This window comes from Lactobacillus sp. XV31L (assembly GCF_059900865.1).
Map to the genome: position 1 here is coordinate 1 of NZ_JBWXGC010000009.1, position 18,725 is coordinate 18,725.

The 18,725-nt window shown below is 45.5% G+C and carries 15 protein-coding genes; 1 reads left to right on the forward strand and 14 read right to left on the reverse strand.

Going from position 1 to position 18,725, the window contains the following annotated elements:
- Positions 1-170: 170 nt before the first annotated feature.
- The 14 genes from AC2JF7_RS06800 to AC2JF7_RS06865 form a co-directional block, all read right to left on the reverse strand.
- A complete protein-coding gene (locus tag AC2JF7_RS06800) occupies positions 171-692 on the reverse strand; it encodes a TetR/AcrR family transcriptional regulator (protein ID WP_500727938.1) in 522 nt (173 codons plus the stop codon).
- A 253-nt stretch (positions 693-945) separates the two neighbouring features.
- Positions 946-2,307 carry a DEAD/DEAH box helicase gene (locus tag AC2JF7_RS06805; RefSeq protein ID WP_500727939.1) on the reverse strand — a complete coding sequence of 454 codons (1,362 nt, stop codon included), beginning with the start codon at positions 2,305-2,307 and terminating at the stop codon, positions 946-948.
- Entirely contained in the window at positions 2,300-3,256 is a 957-nt protein-coding gene (locus tag AC2JF7_RS06810) for a DHH family phosphoesterase (RefSeq protein WP_500727940.1), read from the reverse strand. Before AC2JF7_RS06810 ends, AC2JF7_RS06805 begins: the two co-directional genes overlap by 8 nt.
- 53 nt (positions 3,257-3,309) lie before the next feature.
- Positions 3,310-4,446 (reverse strand): DNA polymerase IV, encoded by a 1,137-nt coding sequence (gene dinB / locus AC2JF7_RS06815; RefSeq protein WP_500727941.1) that lies wholly within the window; start codon positions 4,444-4,446, stop codon positions 3,310-3,312.
- Complete coding sequence (gene zwf, locus AC2JF7_RS06820) at positions 4,439-5,887, reverse strand: glucose-6-phosphate dehydrogenase (RefSeq protein WP_500727942.1); 1,449 nt, start codon at positions 5,885-5,887, stop codon at positions 4,439-4,441. Before zwf ends, dinB begins: the two co-directional genes overlap by 8 nt.
- 184 nt (positions 5,888-6,071) lie before the next feature.
- Positions 6,072-6,521: a preprotein translocase subunit YajC gene (gene yajC, locus AC2JF7_RS06825; RefSeq protein WP_500727943.1), complete on the reverse strand. Its 450-nt coding sequence runs from the start codon at positions 6,519-6,521 to the stop codon at positions 6,072-6,074.
- 65 nt (positions 6,522-6,586) lie between these two features.
- A complete protein-coding gene (ruvB, locus tag AC2JF7_RS06830) occupies positions 6,587-7,609 on the reverse strand; it encodes a Holliday junction branch migration DNA helicase RuvB (RefSeq protein WP_500727944.1) in 1,023 nt (340 codons plus the stop codon).
- 36 nt (positions 7,610-7,645) lie between these two features.
- A complete protein-coding gene (gene ruvA / locus AC2JF7_RS06835; protein ID WP_500727945.1) occupies positions 7,646-8,230 on the reverse strand; it encodes a Holliday junction branch migration protein RuvA in 585 nt (194 codons plus the stop codon).
- Positions 8,231-8,237: 7 nt separating this feature from the next.
- A complete protein-coding gene (mutL, locus tag AC2JF7_RS06840) occupies positions 8,238-10,118 on the reverse strand; it encodes a DNA mismatch repair endonuclease MutL (RefSeq protein ID WP_500727946.1) in 1,881 nt (626 codons plus the stop codon).
- 2 nt (positions 10,119-10,120) lie between these two features.
- Positions 10,121-12,721: a DNA mismatch repair protein MutS gene (gene mutS, locus AC2JF7_RS06845; protein ID WP_500727947.1), complete on the reverse strand. Its 2,601-nt coding sequence runs from the start codon at positions 12,719-12,721 to the stop codon at positions 10,121-10,123.
- A gap of 146 nt (positions 12,722-12,867) precedes the next feature.
- Positions 12,868-13,515 carry a pyroglutamyl-peptidase I gene (gene pcp / locus AC2JF7_RS06850; RefSeq protein WP_500727948.1) on the reverse strand — a complete coding sequence of 216 codons (648 nt, stop codon included), beginning with the start codon at positions 13,513-13,515 and terminating at the stop codon, positions 12,868-12,870.
- A gap of 197 nt (positions 13,516-13,712) precedes the next feature.
- Positions 13,713-15,344 carry a chaperonin GroEL gene (gene groL / locus AC2JF7_RS06855; RefSeq protein WP_500727949.1) on the reverse strand — a complete coding sequence of 544 codons (1,632 nt, stop codon included), beginning with the start codon at positions 15,342-15,344 and terminating at the stop codon, positions 13,713-13,715.
- Positions 15,345-15,360: 16 nt separating this feature from the next.
- A complete protein-coding gene (gene groES / locus AC2JF7_RS06860; RefSeq protein WP_500727950.1) occupies positions 15,361-15,645 on the reverse strand; it encodes a co-chaperone GroES in 285 nt (94 codons plus the stop codon).
- Between the two features lie 185 nt (positions 15,646-15,830).
- The gene (locus tag AC2JF7_RS06865; protein WP_500727951.1) at positions 15,831-16,466 is read right to left on the reverse strand and encodes a redox-sensing transcriptional repressor Rex; all 636 of its coding nucleotides are present in this window, start codon (positions 16,464-16,466) and stop codon (positions 15,831-15,833) included.
- A gap of 265 nt (positions 16,467-16,731) precedes the next feature.
- Between AC2JF7_RS06865 and AC2JF7_RS06870 the strand changes: the two genes are divergently transcribed.
- Entirely contained in the window at positions 16,732-18,654 is a 1,923-nt protein-coding gene (locus tag AC2JF7_RS06870; RefSeq protein ID WP_500727952.1) for an ABC-F family ATP-binding cassette domain-containing protein, read from the forward strand.
- The last annotated feature ends 71 nt before the right edge of the window (positions 18,655-18,725 follow it).

An 18,725-nucleotide genomic window follows, 5' to 3' on the forward strand; every position in this document is an offset into this window, starting at 1 on the left:
AGCTGCTCTTCTTTGTCAAGCGCTTTTGCTTAAGATTTTTGCTGCCAGGCCCTTGAATTCTTACTGCTCTGTGCCTGACGACAGTTATTAATACTAGCAAGAATCTAGCCCTTTTGCAAGTCTTTTTTATATAAAAAAGGATGTTATTTTTTACATCCTTGAAAAAGCCTTTAGTAGATGCCCTTCTTACTAGTGTTTTCAATATGTGTTAGTAGCAAGTTGATGCACTGGTATACATCCCTAACGTCTTGTTTGCACTCATGGAGTACCCAGTTGTATACCACAGCATATATCCCATTTGCCACCAGCTCAACTTGTCTAACTGAAAAAGCTCCACGCGGCCTAATATAATTTTCAATTGATTGGGCTAATTCTTTTCTGAGCCCATTATAAAACTGGCGCGGATCTTTTGAAAGCAAAATAATATTCATGAAAAAGATTTTGTTTTCCCGGATTTTTATGAGCGTACGGTAAAACATTTGCCCTATTTTTTCTCCATCTGCAGCGCGCAAATTTCTTCTCAACTGCAACTTTAAAACAGATAAAAACATGTCGCCCATGTCATGATAGTGCTGGTAGAAAACGCCCCGTTGCAACTTAGCCTCCCGACAATAATCAACCACAGTATATCTAGTTTTAGTATACTTGGAGAGCCTACGTCGCAAAATCCGCTCTGAAGTGGTCTGTGCCATCTCTTACTTCCTCCTCTCTAGACATCTTTTGTTATGTAAACGATTTTACTATTAATTTATCAAGGATTATATTAGCTGACAAGTGCAACTTGGATTTTTTATAAAACAAAAGATGTCAATTCGATTTTGCTGGCGCTGCAAGACGTAGACGGTGCGGTGCTTAAGAATATTTGTGTAATAAAAACCGTACAAAAAACGTCTACTGGGCTTTAAACCTGCAGTAGACGTTATTGATTGAATAGCGATGACTATTTTACTCTTTTTCAGCGCGGCGGGCTTTGCGTTGCCGCTTGGCCTTTCTGATCTGATGGCGCTGCTCAAGCTTACGTTTTTGAGCCTTGTCTTTTTGAATTACCTGCTTGATCTTCTTCTTATAACCCGGCTTGCGCTTGTTCTTGACCTTTTTAACGTAGCCTTTAATCTTGGTATCAACTTCATGAGTCTTGAGATTGCGGTTATTACGACTGTGATAATGTTTGCGGGGCACTAACTCCTTATTTTTGATTTCAACAAAATCAAAGTGGATTCCCATCTTTTCCAGACCAGCAATGCGGTTCATTTCTTCTTCGCGGATCAAAGTTACGGCATGGCCTGACAAGCCGTTGCGGCCTGTGCGACCAATACGGTGAACCACAAATTCCAGTTCACGTGGAATTTCGTAATTGACCACAAGGCTTACGCCATCAATGTCTAAGCCGCGTGCAGCCAGGTCCGTAGCCACTACATACTGGTATTGGTCAGCCTTTACCTCACGCAAAGTACGTTTGCGCTCGCGCTCAGTGATGCCGCCGTGAATCTTGGCAACGCGCAAGCCCTGATCCTGCAGGAAAGATGTTAATTCATCCACTGTCTGCTTGGTATTTGCAAAAACCAGGGCCAAATATGGCTGTCCCATTGTCAATAATTGGTACAAAATCCGTTTGCGGTTCTTTGAACCAACATCAATTAGATCATTCTTAATTGTAGGCGAAATTACCGCGGGATTATCAATAACAATTTGCTCAGGCTTAGACATGTACTTGCGCAAAAAAGTCGTCAATTTAACCGGAATAGTGGCTGAAAAAGCAGCTTGCATTGTCGCCTTAGGCAGGCGCTGAGCAATAAAGTCAATGTCAGCCAAAAAGCCCATATCTAACGTCATATCAGCTTCATCAATGATAAAGTCTTTAACATAGTCTAAAGGCAGAAGCTTCTTTTCGACAAAGTCCTGCAAACGACCAGGTGCGGCAATAACCACTTGTGGTCGATGGCTGGCAATCTTCTTTAACTGCCGCTCACGATCACTGCCACCAGCGAGGTAAGCAATTACAATTTCCAATCCAGCCGCATCCCGCAGTTGTCGAGCCACCTGGTACAACTGGTCGGCCAATTCTCGACTTGGCGCTGTCAAGATGACCTGCGGATAAGCCAAACTTTCGTCGACATCATTTAATACCGGAATCAAAAAGGCATGTGTCTTACCGGAGCCAGTAACAGCCTGCACCACTGCATTTTTGTGTGCCAACAAGACTGGAATGACCTCTTCTTGCACCTTAGTCGGCATGCGGAAGTTGATCTTTGCTAGACCTGCCCGGATCTCGGCTCTTATGCGTTCATCGCTAAAAATATTATTCATGTTGTTCTTGATATTCCTTTGTTGCTTGGACTAGTTCTGCAAAAATCTGCTTGACCTCGTTCATATCCTTGGCATTGGCTCCACTGGCCAGAGCATGACCACCGCCATCATGCTGGGCAGCCAACTCATTGATAATTGGACCCTTAGACCGGTAGTGTACGCGAAATGTACCGTCAGGCTTTTCCACAAAAACGTTCCACGCAATGATGGTTTTAATTCGACCGGGAGTCGAAACTGTGCACGATGCCTGGTCAGAGTTCACACCAAGCTTAGTCAATGTGTCCTGGGTTAAGACCGCATAAGCAGCACCGCTCGGGTCAACTTTCATGTATTCCAAAACTTCGGCCTGCAGCTTAGCCTGCTCAAAGGTCACATCACTAATATTAAGGGCAATTTCATTAATGTCGATGCCGGTAGCAGCCAACTTAGCTGCTACCATAAAGGTATGCTCAGTGGTTTCAGGGTACATAAATCGGCCTGTGTCACCAACAATGCCGGCATAAAGCGGGTAGGCAACTTCTGCTGTAATTGGCAGGTGTTCTTCCAGTAAAAAGTCGGCAACAATCTGCGAAGCAGCTGGAGCCTCATCATCGACAAAGCTCATGTCTGCATATGGTTCAACGTCGGGGTGGTGGTCAATCTTAATCAAGAACGCACCTTGGTCGTACATTTTGTTAGAAATACGGGCAGCATTGCCAGTATCAGTTGTAATTACCAGGGCACCCTGGTAATCTTTGGCAGTCACTTGGTCCATCTGGTTGATCCAGGCCAGGTCGCCTTCGTCGTTTTCGCCAGCACACAGGATCCGCTTGTCTGGGAACTTGAGCCGCAAAGAGCGGGCAAGTCCGGCTTGAGAACCTAGTGCATCAGGATCAGGACTCGTGTGCCGGTGCAAGATAATGGTGGGGTATTGTTCAATTTTTTGGTATATTTGCGCAAATGTATTCATTTATTTCTCCTTCAGATATTTTTTATACTTTACTAGTTTAACAGAAAAGTGACTTATTCAGAAAACAAGTCCAAATCAACATTTTCAAATTCCGCTTCAGTAAAATCAGTAGCTGTCACTCCGAGCAGTCTGATCCCATCCCGCAGAAAAGGAGACGAAATCGGTTCAAACAACTCACGGGCCGCCTCATAAATTTCCCCTTGCTGGTTGGTTGCATGGTCTAATTTCCGTCTTTTGGTAACTGTTTCAAAATGATTGTTGCGTATTTTCAGCACAATCGTATGGGCATAAAAATCGTGCTCCTGCAGCTTCTGCACCAATTCGCCCACATAGGTTCTAATCTTGGTTAAAGCGGCCTGCTCTTCATACACGCAAGGTTCATAAGTCCGCTCAAGGCTAATTGACTTGAGGTTGCGCTCATCGTCTGGAACCACTTGCGACAAGTCGATGCCATGCGCATGTGCAGCCATTAAGTATCCCATCCGGTTGAAGTGCTTGATCAAGTCGCGCACAGGCATCTTTTGCAAACCAGCACCCGTATAGATGCCCATATCAGCCAGCTTTTCCTGGGTCTTGGGACCAATACCATGAAACTTGGCGATCTTCTGCTCGGCTAGAAAAGTTTGAGCCTCATTAGGCAAAATAACTGTCCGCCCAAAAGGCTTGGAATATTCTGAACCCATTTTGGCTAAAAATTTGTTGTAGGTGACCCCAAAAGAACAGTTGAGTCCAACTTCTTTTCTAATCTGCATCTGCAAGTCAATAGCCAGCTGCACGGCTGAAGTTGCGCCCAGCTTGTTAGTGGTCACATCCAAGTATGCTTCATCTAGAGCAATGGACTGGACTGTATCCGTAATTTCATGCATCATTTCATGGATTTCTGCAGAAACCTGCCGATACTTGGCGAAATCCGGTGGCAAAAAGACCAGCTTGCCTTGAGGAACCAGTCGCAAGGCCTTGATTGCAGGCATGGCCGAATGGATGCCAAACTTGCGGGCAGCATAATTGGCAGTGGCAACTACCCCGTGACCATTATTTTCGCGCGGATCCTGGCCAATTACCAGTGCCTTATCCTTGAGCTCAGGGTGGTCCCGGGTTTCAACTGCAGCATAAAAGGCATCCATGTCAATATGAATGATTCGCCGGTGCGTATCATTTTGGGGCAATAGCAGCTCGCTTTCATTACTCATAAATCCAGCGCTCAGTTGGCGTTTCAAAAATATTGTTGGCAGCTTTCGGGCCCATCCGGTAAGGCGCATACTGGACAGGACCCTGACCATTTTGGTTATCCTGATCCCAGGCTGCTTCAACCGCATCAATGAATTTCCAATAGTTTTTCAGTTCGCTCCAGTGCGTAAAGTTGGTTGAATCATTGACAAAGACATCATGCAATAAGCTCTCATAGCCATCGGGCACCTGGTTGACTTCTTTCTCAGTGAAAGTGTAGTTCAGGTTTTCACGTCGAATGCCAGGAGCCGTGATCTTCTTGCCATTAATGGTGATGTAGATCTGCATGTCAGGGTCAATGACAATGGTGATGTTGTTGGAGTGGGCTTGACCATAAAGATTGGACATGTGCTTCAAGACAATATCAATTCGGCTCTTCTTCTCCCGCATTTCCTTGCCCGTCCTAAAGTAAATAGGCATTCCAGCCACAGGACCCTGGCCAAACTTAACTTCACCGGCCACATAAGTCTCCGTATTAGAATCAGGGCTAACATTCGGCTCCTGCCGGTAGGCAAAGGTTGAATCACTGCCCAGGTACTGCCCCCGGACAAAGTGACGGGTAATTTCAGCTTGGCTAGGAATAATCAAGCTGTCCAAGAGTTCTTGCTTAGCCGCATGAATGCTCTTGGCAGTTAGGTCGGCAGGCTCCGGCATTGCCAGTAAGGTAATAATTTGAAAAATATGGTTTTGAACCATATCGCGTAAAGCCCCCGATGTTTCATAGTACCCGCCCCGAGCCTCAACGCCTAATTGCTCACCTAGTGTCACTTGGATATTTTTAATTGTGTCCTTATTCCAAACGTTCTTAATCAAGGGGTTGGTCAGCCGCAAAGGCAAGATATTCTGGACCATCTCCTTGCCCAAGTAATGGTCTATTCGAAAAATATCGTCTTCAGCAAAGGAAGCAGTAATCTGCTGGTTCAATTCCTTAGCGGAAGCTAGATCCCGACCAAAGGGCTTTTCCACCACAATCCGGTTAAAACCTGAGCTAGTGAGGTGTTGGTCATTGATGTGTTCTGCAATTGTGCCAAAAAAGCGCGGTGCCATCGCCATGTAAAAAATCCGGTTGCCGCGTGCACTGTACCAGTCGTCAAGCTCTTGAGCCAGGGTCTTAAGCGTCTCGTAGTGGTCAACATTCGTCACGTCGTGAGATTGGTAGTAAAAGTGACTAATAAAGGCGGCCAGGTCATTCTCGTTGACTTCGCTGTGGGTTTCATGAACAGCCTCTTCTACCTGCTCACGTAAATATTCATGTGTCCACGGACGCCGGGCAGTCCCAATGACGGCGAAATTATCGTGAATCAGTCCCTGCTCATACAGGTTAAATAGGGCTGGATAAAGCTTGCGGTGGGCTAAGTCGCCACTACCGCCAAAGATAATCATAATGACTGGAATATTTTTCATGAAGAGATCCTTTCCACTAACTACTCTGTGTCAATCTTATTTTATAATACTTTGCCTGTAAACTGCAGATATTGACCAACAATAATTAAGAATCCTTAATTTTACGGCTAATGCCCCTAAGAGGCAAAGAAAAAAGTGCCGATTGGCACTTTTTATTGCTTAATTTGACCTGATCAAATTAGTCTTATTCTTTTTCTGATTTTTGCTCAGACTCTGCTTTAGAATCTTGCTTATCTGCTTCAGGCTTGTCTGCTGGTGCTTCTGCTTTACCTGCTTCAGGAGCCGTAGGTTCTGCTTTTCTGTCACTACTTGCAGCAGGAGTTTGTGTTAGAGCCGGTGCTTCAGGAAGAATCTGTTGCACTGCCATGCGACTGAAAGTCAGGTAGATCCCGTCGGCATCAACAACCACTGTCTTGTCCTGGGTATTAACAGAATCGATTTTGCCGTGCAAGCCATCAATTAAGACAACGTGGTCACCCTTCTTCAGTTCATTCATCATTTCCATTTTCTTTTGTTGCTGCTTCTTTTGCGGCTTAATCATTGTAAAGTACATCAGGGCAATCAAGCCGATGAAAATAGCAATTGTCCATACATTGCCCATACCATTATTAGCTGCTAAAAATAAATTATTCACATTTACACCTCATCATTTAAAAAATACCAATTACTTAATTATACAAAAATTCGTATCCCTTTGCACTATTTGTGTGGAACCTGCAACCCTAATTGCAGATACGCCTTTTCAGTCACCATCCGACCACGGGGCGTCATCAAAAGAAAACCATGCTGAAGCAGGTAGGGCTCATAAAGAGATTGGATGGTCTCAACATCTTCGCCCGTGTTGGCAGCAAGGGTGCGAATGCCCACGGGGCCTCCGCGATAATTCTTAATGATCACTTCAAGTATCTTGCGGTCGGTCTGGTCTAAGCCTTCATCATCAACCTGCAACTGCTTAAGCGAACTTGCCGTAGTTGCAAAGGAGATTACTTTTTCACCCTTGACTTGGGCAAAGTCACGCACGCGCCGGAGCAAGCGGTTGGCTACCCGGGGCGTCCCACGTGACCTGCGAGCTAATTCATGGGCGGCCTGGGGTTCAATCTCAATATCAAAGACATTGCTGGAACGTGCAATAATCTTGCCTAATTCTTCCACGCTGTAATATTGCAAGTGTTCAACAATGCCAAAACGCCCACGCAAAGGGGCCGATAATTGTCCAGCCAAGGTTGTAGCACCAACCAAAGTGAATGGCGGTAATGGCACATGGACCGCATGCGTTGTCTGACCCTCGCCAATAACAATATCAACATAATAGTCTTCCATTGCTGAGTAGAGTACTTCTTCAATCGGCTTGGCCAGCCGGTGAATTTCATCAATAAACAAAATATCGCCAGGGTTAAGGTCGGTCAGCAGGGCTACTAGGTCTCCGGCCTTCTCAATTGCTGGGCCGCTAGTGCTCTTTAGATGGACGCCTAGTTCATTGGCAATCACAAAGGCCAGCGTAGTCTTGCCAAGGCCTGGTGGTCCATATAACAAGACATGGTCAAGGGCCTCGTCGCGCTTCTTAGCAGCCGCAATATAGACGGCCAGTTCTTTTTTAACTCGTTCTTGTCCCAGATACTCACTTAGGGTCTGTGGACGCAGTGAAAATTCTGCCTGCTCTTCTTGCGTTCCTTGGCTTTCACTGGAAACGACTGGTTTTTCTTTATCTGCCACTGACTTCACTTCCCTTTTGCTTGTTTATTTCCATTATAACAAGAATTACTTCTTCAAGAGCAGGGCCAAGCCTTTTTTAATATATTGTTCGGCTGTGGTCTCGTCTTCTGCCGCCAATTTTGGCGTGATCCGGTCAACCTCTTTTTTAGTGTAGCCCAGCGCAAGCAATGCCAGTAGTGCATCGTTTAATTCCGGCGAGACATCCTGGTCGCTCACCTGATCAAGCCGCTGGACATAGTCGCCCAGCTTGCCTTTTAGATCAAGCACAATCTGCGAGGCTGTCTTCTTGCCTACGCCTGGAAAGTGGGTCAAGTACTTGACTTCCCCTTCTTCAATTGCTGCTGCCAGTGAATTGCTATCCTCTGCGGCCATAATTGCCAGGGCTGATTTGGGACCAATGCCGCTGACGCTAAGCAATTTTAAAAATAGGCCCTTATCCTCAGCAGACTGAAAGCCGTAGAGTGTAATACCAGTGTCGCGTACCACTTGTTCAATAAAAACGCGCGCCTTTTGTCCTTCTTGGTATGCAAAAGGCGTGGGACTATAAACTTGATATCCTACTCCGCCCACGTCAACAACGATGTAGTTGGGCTTGATTGCGGTAATTACCCCACTTAAATATTCATACATAAGTTATTCATCCTTTTTTAAACATTTTGCGCACTTCGCCTTGGCGCAGACGGACAAGTACGACATTGCCCTTGGCATCGTGGTAGGGATCAGCCAGTTGGCGCAAACTGGTCAAAAGCTCCCCGCATTCAGCTGCAGTGAGCTTTTTGCGACCCGAAACCTGCCGCTGTGCCTGGTCAGCTGCGACGCGCTTGATTAGACTGGCTGCATTATTGCGGTCTACATTCAAGTAAGAATCCAAAATTGCCCGCACATTGCTCTCCACGTCGCCATCCAGCCAAGTGGGGTAAGACCGCAAGATAAAGGTATCCTGCCCGAAGTCTTCCAAAAAAAGACCAATCTTGTTAATTTCCTTAAGCTTACCCTTAATTTGCAGAAAGTCCAAACTGCCAAATTCTAAAATCAGTGGTGTAAGAAGACCCTGCTGGGCAATTTTCTGTGCGGTTAGTTCTTTTTTGATCTTGTAAAAGGCAATCAAGCGGCGAGCTGCCACTTGGTCAACCAGGTATAAGTCCCCAGCTGCTGTTGCAATAATATAAGCATCGGTTTGACCCACTAGCTTGAGTTCTGGCAGGCTGCTGGCCAAAACTTCATCCCCACTTGAAACAGTCACCTGCTCCTTGGGAACGGGAGAAAAGGGAGTGAGTTGCTTTTGTCTAGCAACATTTTCACGCCATGTTTTAGTTAGCAAGTAGCGGTCATCATCGCGCGGAACCGTCAAATCAACGTACTGCGTTTGCTTTTGCCCTTCAAGCTTAACGGGTTCGGCTTCATGCACCTCATCATAATCAGATTTCTGGCGGGTAGTTTCAACCACATTTTTATTCAAGTTGAACTTCAGCTGGTCGACCAGTGTTTCAGTTTTGGCCGCATTTAGGTTGTCCAGCGCCCCTCCTTGAACAGTCTGCGAAGACAATACCTTGCTAATTGCCCTTGTAATCAGCCGTCCAAGTTCTCTTTCCTTAGACAGCCGTACCTCCCGCTTGGTGGGATGAACATTGACATCAACTAGCAGGGGATCTGTCTTAATCTTAATCACGGCAACAGGATAATGTTTTGCGGCCAGGTTCATCCCATATCCATCCATTACTGCAGCAGCCAGGTGAAAGTTTTTAATGTAGCGGCCATTGAGCAAAATGGAGACATAATTGCGGGTAGAGCGCGTCAATTCTGGTTTTGAAACCATGCCGGAAAGCTCAAAGTCCGTGTCGCTGTCCTTAATAGGCAGCATCTTTTCTGCAATATTGCGGCCATAAACACTGGCAACAGCCTGGCTCAAACTGCCATTGCCAGCCGTCTTGAGCAGCGTCCGGCCCTCATTGACCAGTGTAAATGCAACTTGGGGATAACCGAGTGCTATTCGGTTTACAATATCAACAATTTTCATCGTTTCAGTACGGGGGCTGCGTAGGTACTTAAGCCGCGCCGGGGTGTTGTAGAACAGGTCGCGCACTGTAATCTGTGTACCCTTGGGAGCTGCTGCATCTTCTTGAACTTTTTTAACACCGGCATCAAATTCAGCTCGACTAGCAATTGTTCCCGTTGAATTGGTCAGAATCTCGCAATGGCTGACAGCTGCAATTGAAGCTAGCGCCTCACCGCGAAAGCCTAATGTAGCAATGTTGAACAAGTCACGTTCGGTTGCAATCTTGCTGGTTGCATGACGCGTAAATGCCAGGTCAATCTGGTCACTGGCAATACCGCGGCCATTATCTTGAACCACAATTTGCTTGAGACCAGCATCTACAAAGTCGATATAGACACGGCTGCTGCCCGCATCAAGCGCATTTTCCACTAGTTCTTTGACCACACTGGCTGGCCGTTCAATCACCTCACCGGCTGCGATTTGATTGGTTAAATTAACTGACAGTTCATGAATTTGTGCCATGATTAGTGTTCATCCTTTAAATCTTCCTGCCAGTTTTCAACCAGCTGCATCACTTGCAGCGGTGTTTGGTCGGCCAAGTAAAGATTAGAAATTTCATCAAGAATATCCCGCTCCTTGTCCGTCAGGTTGTCAGCAGCAGGTTCTGGTGCAGGTGCAGCTTCTTCACTGACATCACCGCTGCTAAACAAGTCCAGTTGGGCGGCAGTCGGGGTCATGCTGCTGCCTTGCGCTTCCAGACGCTTTAGCAACTTGGTTGCCCGGCGCAATACCTTGCGCGGCATCCCAGCAAGTTGAGCTACGTGGATTCCGTAGCTTTGGTCTGCTGGTCCTGGTAAAATTTTATGCAGGAAAATCAGCTTGCCATTCTCCTCGGTAGCACCGACGTGGATGTTTTTCAGGCGCGAGAACGTTTGTTCCATCACCGTCAACTCGTGAAAGTGCGTCGCAAATAGAACCTTGGCTCCCACCTCATCATGCAAATACTGAACAATTGCACCAGCTAGTGCCATGCCGTCATAAGTGGCTGTCCCGCGGCCAATTTCATCAAATAGGACTAGGCTGCGCTTGGTGGCATGCAAAAGTGCATCATTAGCCTCAGTCATTTCAACCATGAAGGTGCTTTGACCAGAAATCAAGTCATCTGCTGCTCCAATACGGGTGAAGATTTGGTCAAAAATCGGCAAGTTAGCCTGCTCAGCCGGAACAAAAGAACCAACTTGGGCCATCACCACAATTAGAGCCAATTGCCGCATGTAGGTGCTTTTACCTGACATATTGGGACCGGTAATAAGGAAAATATCAGTATCTTCGGCCAACTTGACGTCGTTAGGAATGTAAGAACCTGCCTTCATTACTTGTTCTACTACCGGATGGCGACCCAAAGTCACTTTAACATCCTGGTTGTCAGTATGAAAATGAGGACGGCAATAATTGTTTTCTTCCGCAATCTGGGCAAAGGAACAGTAAACATCAAGTGCTGCAACTTGGCCAGCCAGTTCCTGCAAGGCCGGAATATACTTTTTAACTTCGTCGCGCAGTTTGACAAACAAGTCATACTCCAAGCCAGTAGACTTGGTCTGGGCCTCCATGATCAAGTTTTCATGCTCTTTCAACTCCGGCGTAATGTACCGTTCTACATTGGCCAGAGTCTGCTTGCGCGTGTAGCGATCCAGTGGGACTTTACTCTTGTTGGAATTTGTCACCTGCAAATAGTAACCAAAAATCTTGTTGTAGCCCACTTTGAGCGTTTCAATGCCCGTTTTTTGGCGCTCTGATTTTTCCATTTCAGTTAGCCACTTTTTGCCGTTGTTCATTGCATCGCGGTAGCGGTCCAACTGACCATCCACCCCACTACGGATCAAGCCTCCTTCAGTTGTTGACACAGGGGGTTGATCAACAATCGTTGAACTGATCAATTGGGCTATGCCCTTCAAGGGGTCGACTTTTTGCGCAAAGCTTTCAAGGACCTTGCTGCCGGATTTTTCCATCGCTGCAATAATGCTAGGAATAGCCCCCAGTGAATGCGCTAACTGCAAAAGTTCCCGTGCATTTACATTGCCAAAAGCAATATGTCCGGTCAGGCGTTCCAGGTCATAAACACCTTTAAGCGCGTCAATCACGTTCTCACGCGTAAAGTAGCCATCAAGCAGGGCCTGGACCATTTCTTGACGCTCAGTCAGTTCTTCAACTTCTAGGAGGGGCCGAGCCAACCACTGCTTAAGCAGGCGTCCACCCATTGCCGTATGCGTCTTGTCAAGCACCCAAAATAGGGAGCCCATCTTTTTACCAGTTTTAGCTGATGCAGTTAGTTCCAGGTTATCCTGGACTGTATGTGACATTTGTAAGAACTGACTAACTTCATAGCTGCGGGCAACTTGCAAATGGGCCAAGCTACGCTTTTGCGTTTGCAGCAAGTAGCCTACCAATTGCTTAACTGCCTCTTTTTCCGCATTATTAGTCAGCTTTTGCTGGGCAAAGGAAACCTCGGCATGTTTACCCGTTAGTTCAGCCGGCGCAGATACTGTGATATTGGCCTTATGCAAAAACTCTTTGTCCTGATCGCTCAAGTGGCCATTATAGACTACTTCCTTGGTCCTAAGCGACAGCAATTCATTTGAAACAGCCGCAAACGTCTTCAAATGCGTCGCAAAAATTTCACCAGTCGACAGGTCGCTGTAAGCCAAGCCAAAGCAGTTTTTGGTCATAACGACCGAGGTCAGATAGTTCGACTCTTTGGCCTCGCTGGGCTTATCTCGCATCAGCGTTCCAGGCGTTACCAACTGGATGATTCCGCGCTTAACCATGCCGTTAGCCTTCTTGGGATCTTCCAACTGTTCACACAGGGCAACCTTGTAGCCCTTTTCGACTAGCGTATTGAGGTATGAGTCAACGGCAGAATGCGGCACGCCTGCCATCGGAATCGGATTTTCAGACTTATTAGACCGGTGTGTCAAGGTCAATTCTAAAATTTGGGCACCCTTGATTGCATCTTCTTCGAATAATTCATAAAAGTCGCCTACCCGGTAAAAAAGGAAGGCATCAGGATATTGCTTTTTGATTTCATGGTATTGTTCCATCATTGGAGTGAGATTATTATTTGCCATATATTCCTCTTCTTCTCTGACTTGTTATTATTATACGCTAAAGACCCCTTCAAAAGAAAAAAAGACCGCGTTTAAAACGATCTTCTTTCCATATTGAACTAGTAGTCTAGATGAAATCTTTGTCATCTTAGCCAAATACGCAATGGCTATGCGATATAGCCTTCAACAATCTTGCTGTCCTCTTGGCCATCCAAATACACAATTGCTTCAATTGCAGCCGTGATTCCCCGGACATCATCAAGCAGACTAAGACTAGGCATGCCAGTGTGGTTGACCACTTGTTCCGGTAGAAAAGGGATATGGAGAAAGCCAGCCTTGAGACGATGAAATTCCTTGTCAATCATATACTGGACTTGGTACATGATATGGTTACAAACAAAGGTTCCAGCCGTCGTTGAAAGAGTCGCTGGCAGACCGACCTGGCAAATCGCCTGGACCATCGCTTTAACTGGCAATTGACTGAAGTAGGCATTTTGTCCATCCTTTTGGATTGGCGTTCCTATTGGTTGGTGACCCTGGTTGTCAGCAATTCGGCCATCATCAAGGTTGATGGCCACAAGTTCTGGCGTTATGGCAGACCGGCCACCAGCTTGACCGATATTCAAGACATAGTCCGGCTTTGCTTGAACAATTGCACCGTGCACAACACGAGCACATTCACCAAAAACCGTTGGAATTTCCTTTTTAATAATTTGGGCACCTGCAATTTCATTAGGCAGGCGTTTAACCGCCTCAATTGCTGGGTTAACCCTGTCCTCTCCGAAGGGATCAAAGCCTGTGACTAAAATTTTCATGCTCATACGCTTTCAATATCAGTATCAATAATGTGTTTTTGCTAAAGTCATGCTTATATACTGCCATGAAAACAAGTCAATGACAAGCAAATAGGAATTATACCAAGGGTAGCAAGCTTGTTCCTATGCAGTTTAAAGCACCTGGAAAACAAAAAAGGACCGCACGTGTGCGATCCTTTAAATATTGGGATTTTTAATTACATCATGCCAGGAGCACCAGCGCCTGCACCCGCAGCTGGATCAGCAGCTGGCTTGTCTTCAGGAATTTCAGCAACAACTGCTTCAGTTGTCAACAAGAGGGCAGCAATTGAGGCAGCATTTTGCAAAGCAGTCCGCGTAACCTTGGTCGGGTCGATAATACCAGCCTTAACCATGTTCTCCCACTTGCCGTTAGCTGCGTTGTAGCCGACTTCGTTGTCTTGGCCTTCCAGCTTGTTCAAGATAACTGAGCCATCTTCACCAGCATTTTCAGCAATTTGGCGAACTGGAGCAGTCAAGGCATGGAGAACAATGTTGATACCTGTTTGTTCATCGCTATTGTCACCTTTGAGGTTCTTAACAACGTCCATTACATTGATCAAAGCAGTACCACCACCGGCAACATAGCCTTCATCAACGGCAGCCCGAGTTGAATTCAAAGCGTCTTCAATCCGGTAACGGCGTTCCTTAAGTTCAGTTTCAGTAGCGGCACCAACGTGGATAACTGCTACGCCACCAGTTAACTTGGCCAGGCGTTCTTGCAGCTTCTTCTTGTCAAAGTCTGAAGTGGTTTCTTCAATCTGCTTTCTGATTGAATCTTCACGATCTTTGATTGCTTCATCAGAACCAGCACCATCAACAATAGTTGTGGAGTCCTTGGTAATGGTGATACGACGTGCTTGACCTAATTGATCAATCTTGGTGTCCTTAAGTTCAAGACCTAAGTCTTCCGTAATAACTGTACCACCAGTCAAAGCAGCAATATCTTGCAATTGTTCCTTGCGCCGGTCGCCAAAGCCTGGAGCCTTAACAGCAACAACGTTAAAGGTTCCACGGATCTTGTTCAATACCAGAGTTGGCAGAGCTTCGCCCGAAACATCGTCAGCAATAATAAGTAATGACTTGCCTTGTTGAACAATTTCTTGCAAGAGTGGCAAAATGTCTTGAATGTTGGAAATCTTCTTGTCAGTGATTAAAACGTAAGGATTATCCAAGTCTGCTTCCATTTTGTCGTTGTCAGTTACCATGTATTGTGACAGGTAACCGCGATCAAACTGCATCCCTTCAACTACAGACAGTTCAGTTTCGATTCCACGGGAATCTTCAATTGTAATCACACCGTCGTTGCCCACCTTCTCCATTGCGTCAGCAATCAAGTCGCCAACTTCTTTGGAAGCTGAAGAAACAGAAGCAACTTGGGCAATTTGATCCTTGGATGAAACCGTGTGGCTAATCTTGTGCAATTCATCCGTCACGGCTTTAGTGGCCTTCTCAATTCCGCGGCGAACGCCCACTGGGTTGGCACCGGCAGTAACATTCTTCATGCCTTCACGGATAATTGCTTGGGTTAATACAACTGCAGTCGTAGTCCCGTCACCGGCAATATCATTGGTCTTTTGTGCAGCTTCGGCAACCAACTTGGCGCCCATGTTCTCGTAGTGGTCCTTAAGTTCAATTGCCTTAGCAATAGTCACACCATCGTTAGTGATGTCTGGATTGCCGTAAGATTGCTCCAAAACAACGTTTCTGCCCTTAGGACCAATTGTGGCCTTAACAGTGTCAGCTAACTTATCAACACCCTTTAATAAAGAACGTCTTGCTTTCTCTGAAAATTTAATATCTTTTGCCATTTTATCTGCTCCCTAATTACTTAACGATTGCTAGAATGTCTTTTTCATGAAGGACTAAGTACTTCTCACCATCATACTTAACGTCAGTGCCAGAGTACTTATCGTAAAGAACAACGTCACCCTTCTTCACAGTCATTGGGATCTTGTTGCCATTTTCAGCATAAGTTCCTTCACCAACAGCGATAATTTCGCCCTCGGTTGGTTTTTGTTTAGCATTAGAAGCAAGGACGATTCCGCCTACGGTCTTTTCTTCTTCATCTTTAACTTTAACGATCACGCGATCACCTATTGGTTGTAACACGTTTGTCCCTCCTAATTATTGAAATATTTTTTTGTCAACTGTTAGCACTCATATTTGCCAAGTGCTAACTTACAATTAAGATAATAACCCCTTTGCGCTAAAAATGCAAGAAAAAATTAGCACTTTTTTAGTTAAAGTGCTAATTTGCTTTTTTCTTAATATTGGCGGTTTTTTAAAAGGTCTTGCTATTTGCTTTTGTCACTGTCAAGAAAGTAGATCAGAGTTTGGAGCTCGGTGGCCAGGTCAACATTTTGAATCCGCACGCCAGTCGGCGCTGAAAGTCTAATCGGCGTGAAGTTCATAATTCCCCTAATGCCAGACTCAATCATTTCATCAGCAGTGCTCTGGGCAGTGTCAGCCGGGACGGTGAGGATGGCAATTGAAATCTGTTGGTCACTCAGCTGGGTCTTGAGCTCGCTCATCTCATAAACGGGAACGCCGCTCAGAATTTTACCCGTAATTTTAGGATCTATATCAAAAGCACAGGAAATGCGAATATTGTTGCTACGCTTAAAATTGTAGTTAAGCAGGGCATGACCTAAGTTGCCCACACCTACCAGAGCCACATTGGTCAAAGTATCCTGGTTCAGAATCTTTTTAAAAAAGGAAAGCAAACTCTTTACATCATAACCATACCCACGCTTGCCTAAAGCACCAAAGTATGAGAAGTCGCGCCGAATCGAAGCACTATCAACCTGAACTGCCTCTGATAATTCAGTTGAAGAAACTTTTTCTTTGCCCGCTTCATTCAAGATGATCAGATAACGGTAATAAAGTGGTAACCGTTTGGCCGTTGCCGTGGGTATTTTTATTTTTTCCATTTTTTAAAGAGCCTCCAAATTTGTTCTTGTGATTTGTTCATCAATCAGTATTATTCTACCTACATTTTAGCAAGATATGCAAATATTTTTTTCACAATCTATCAAATTTTATCATAATGTTATGGTCTTGTATAATTGACTTTATTATTGTAACCCAGTAAGGATGCCTGACTTAATATAGGAAAACAACAAACCAGCGAGCAGGCTGGGAATCTATTCCAGCTTTTCCCTTTCGTATGCTAAAATGGTCACTAGGTGAAAAAATATGATAATTGCACAAGGACACGACTTAGAAAAACAATTTGGGGCTAACACACTCTTTAGTCACGTCAATTTTTCAATTGCAGCAAACGCACGCATTGGATTAGTAGGACCAAACGGGGTAGGCAAGACTACCCTGCTCAAAATTATGACTGGCGAAGAAGAGGCCACGCACGGAGAATTTACTGTTAACAAGGATACCGCTGTTGGCTACATTGCCCAGGAAAATGGCTTAAACGAAGAGAACAGTATTTGGGATGAAATGGAGAGTGTTTTTGCTCCTATCATCAACATGGGGAAAAAGCTGGCCCAGATGCAGCAGTCAATTGCAGACCATCCCGAAGACCGGGCCTTGCTCAAGCAATACGACCAAATGCAGTTCAGCTTCGAAGAAGAAGGCGGTTATACTTATCAGGCTGATATCAAGAGTATTTTGAATGGCTTTAACTTTCCTTCAAGCACGTGGACCAAGATTATTGGCAGCCTTTCAGGCGGTGAAAAAACTCGCCTGGCCTTTGTCAAACTCTTATTGCGCAAGCCACCCCTGCTCTTGCTTGATGAACCAACCAACTACTTGGACATGGACACGCTGGACTGGCTAGAAAACTTCCTTAAAAGTTATACAGGTGCCATCTTGGTAGTATCACACGACCAGTACTTTTTGGACCACCTGGCCACGCAGATTTTCGAATTGCAGTTTGGTCACTTGACTGCCTTTAAGGGCAACTACTCTGACTACGTAAAAGAGCGCGAATTGCGCGACCGCCAACAGGAAGAAGCCTTCGAAAAGCAGCAAGAAAAAATTAAAAAAGATGAAGAATTCATCCAGAAAAATATCGTCCGGGCCACAACAACTAAACGGGCCCAAAGTCGGCGCAAGCAACTGGAAAAAATTGAGCGAATTACGCCACCCAAACATAAAAACAAGGTGCGGATCAATTTTGCAAGTGAACGACCGTCAGGCAAGGAGGTACTGATCCTGCATGACTTGACCATCGGCTACCCTAACAAGACGATGGTGCAAGATATTTCTTTGCAGGTCAACAAGGGCGACCGGGTTGCCGTTATCGGTGCCAACGGCATTGGGAAGTCAACCCTGCTTAAAACTATTATGAAAAAGCTAACTCCTAAAGGTGGATCCATTAAGTATGGTGCCTCTTTGGATATCGGCTACTACGACCAGGAGCTTCAGCTATTGCAACCTGGTAAAACCGTATTAGACACGATTTGGGACCGCCACAAAATGATGCCCGAAAAAGATGTGCGGTCAATTTTGGCTAGTTTCCTGTTTACGGCCAAGGACATTGACAAGACTGTCGGACAACTATCTGGGGGCCAAAAGGCTCGGTTGACACTGATCGTTTTAGCGCTGGAACACAACAACTTTTTATTGATGGACGAGCCCACCAACCACTTAGACCTTGAAGCCAAAGAGGTCTTAGAGCAGGCACTGCAGAAGTTTGACGGCACCCTGCTCTTTGTCTCTCATGACCGCTACTTTATCGACCAATTAGCCAACAAGATTGTCGAAGTTAAAGATGGATCTGCCCAAGTGTACGACGGTGACTATACTTACTACTTGGAAGAAAAAAACAAGCGCGAAAATGCTGCCAGCACGGCTGAAGCTTCTTCGATAGCTACGAATCCATCAGGGGAAAAGACGACCAAACTATCCTACCAGGAGCAAAAGCAGCGTGATTCGCAAAAGCGCAAGTTGGAACGGGCCGTTGATGATCTTGAAGCCAAGATCGACCAACTTGAACAAGAACAAGAAAATATCCAAAACCAGATGGCTGACCCAGAAATTGCGACCAACTTTGACAAGCTGGGGCCGCTGCAAGACCAGCTGACTGCAATTCAAACAGACTTGAACAAGGCCAACAGTGACTGGGAGCAAGCCTTGACAGAACTAGAAGATTTTGAATAAAAATTAAAAATGATTTGGAACAGTACTGCTGCTCCAAGTCATTTTTTGTGTCTAATTTTATTTTTAACAAT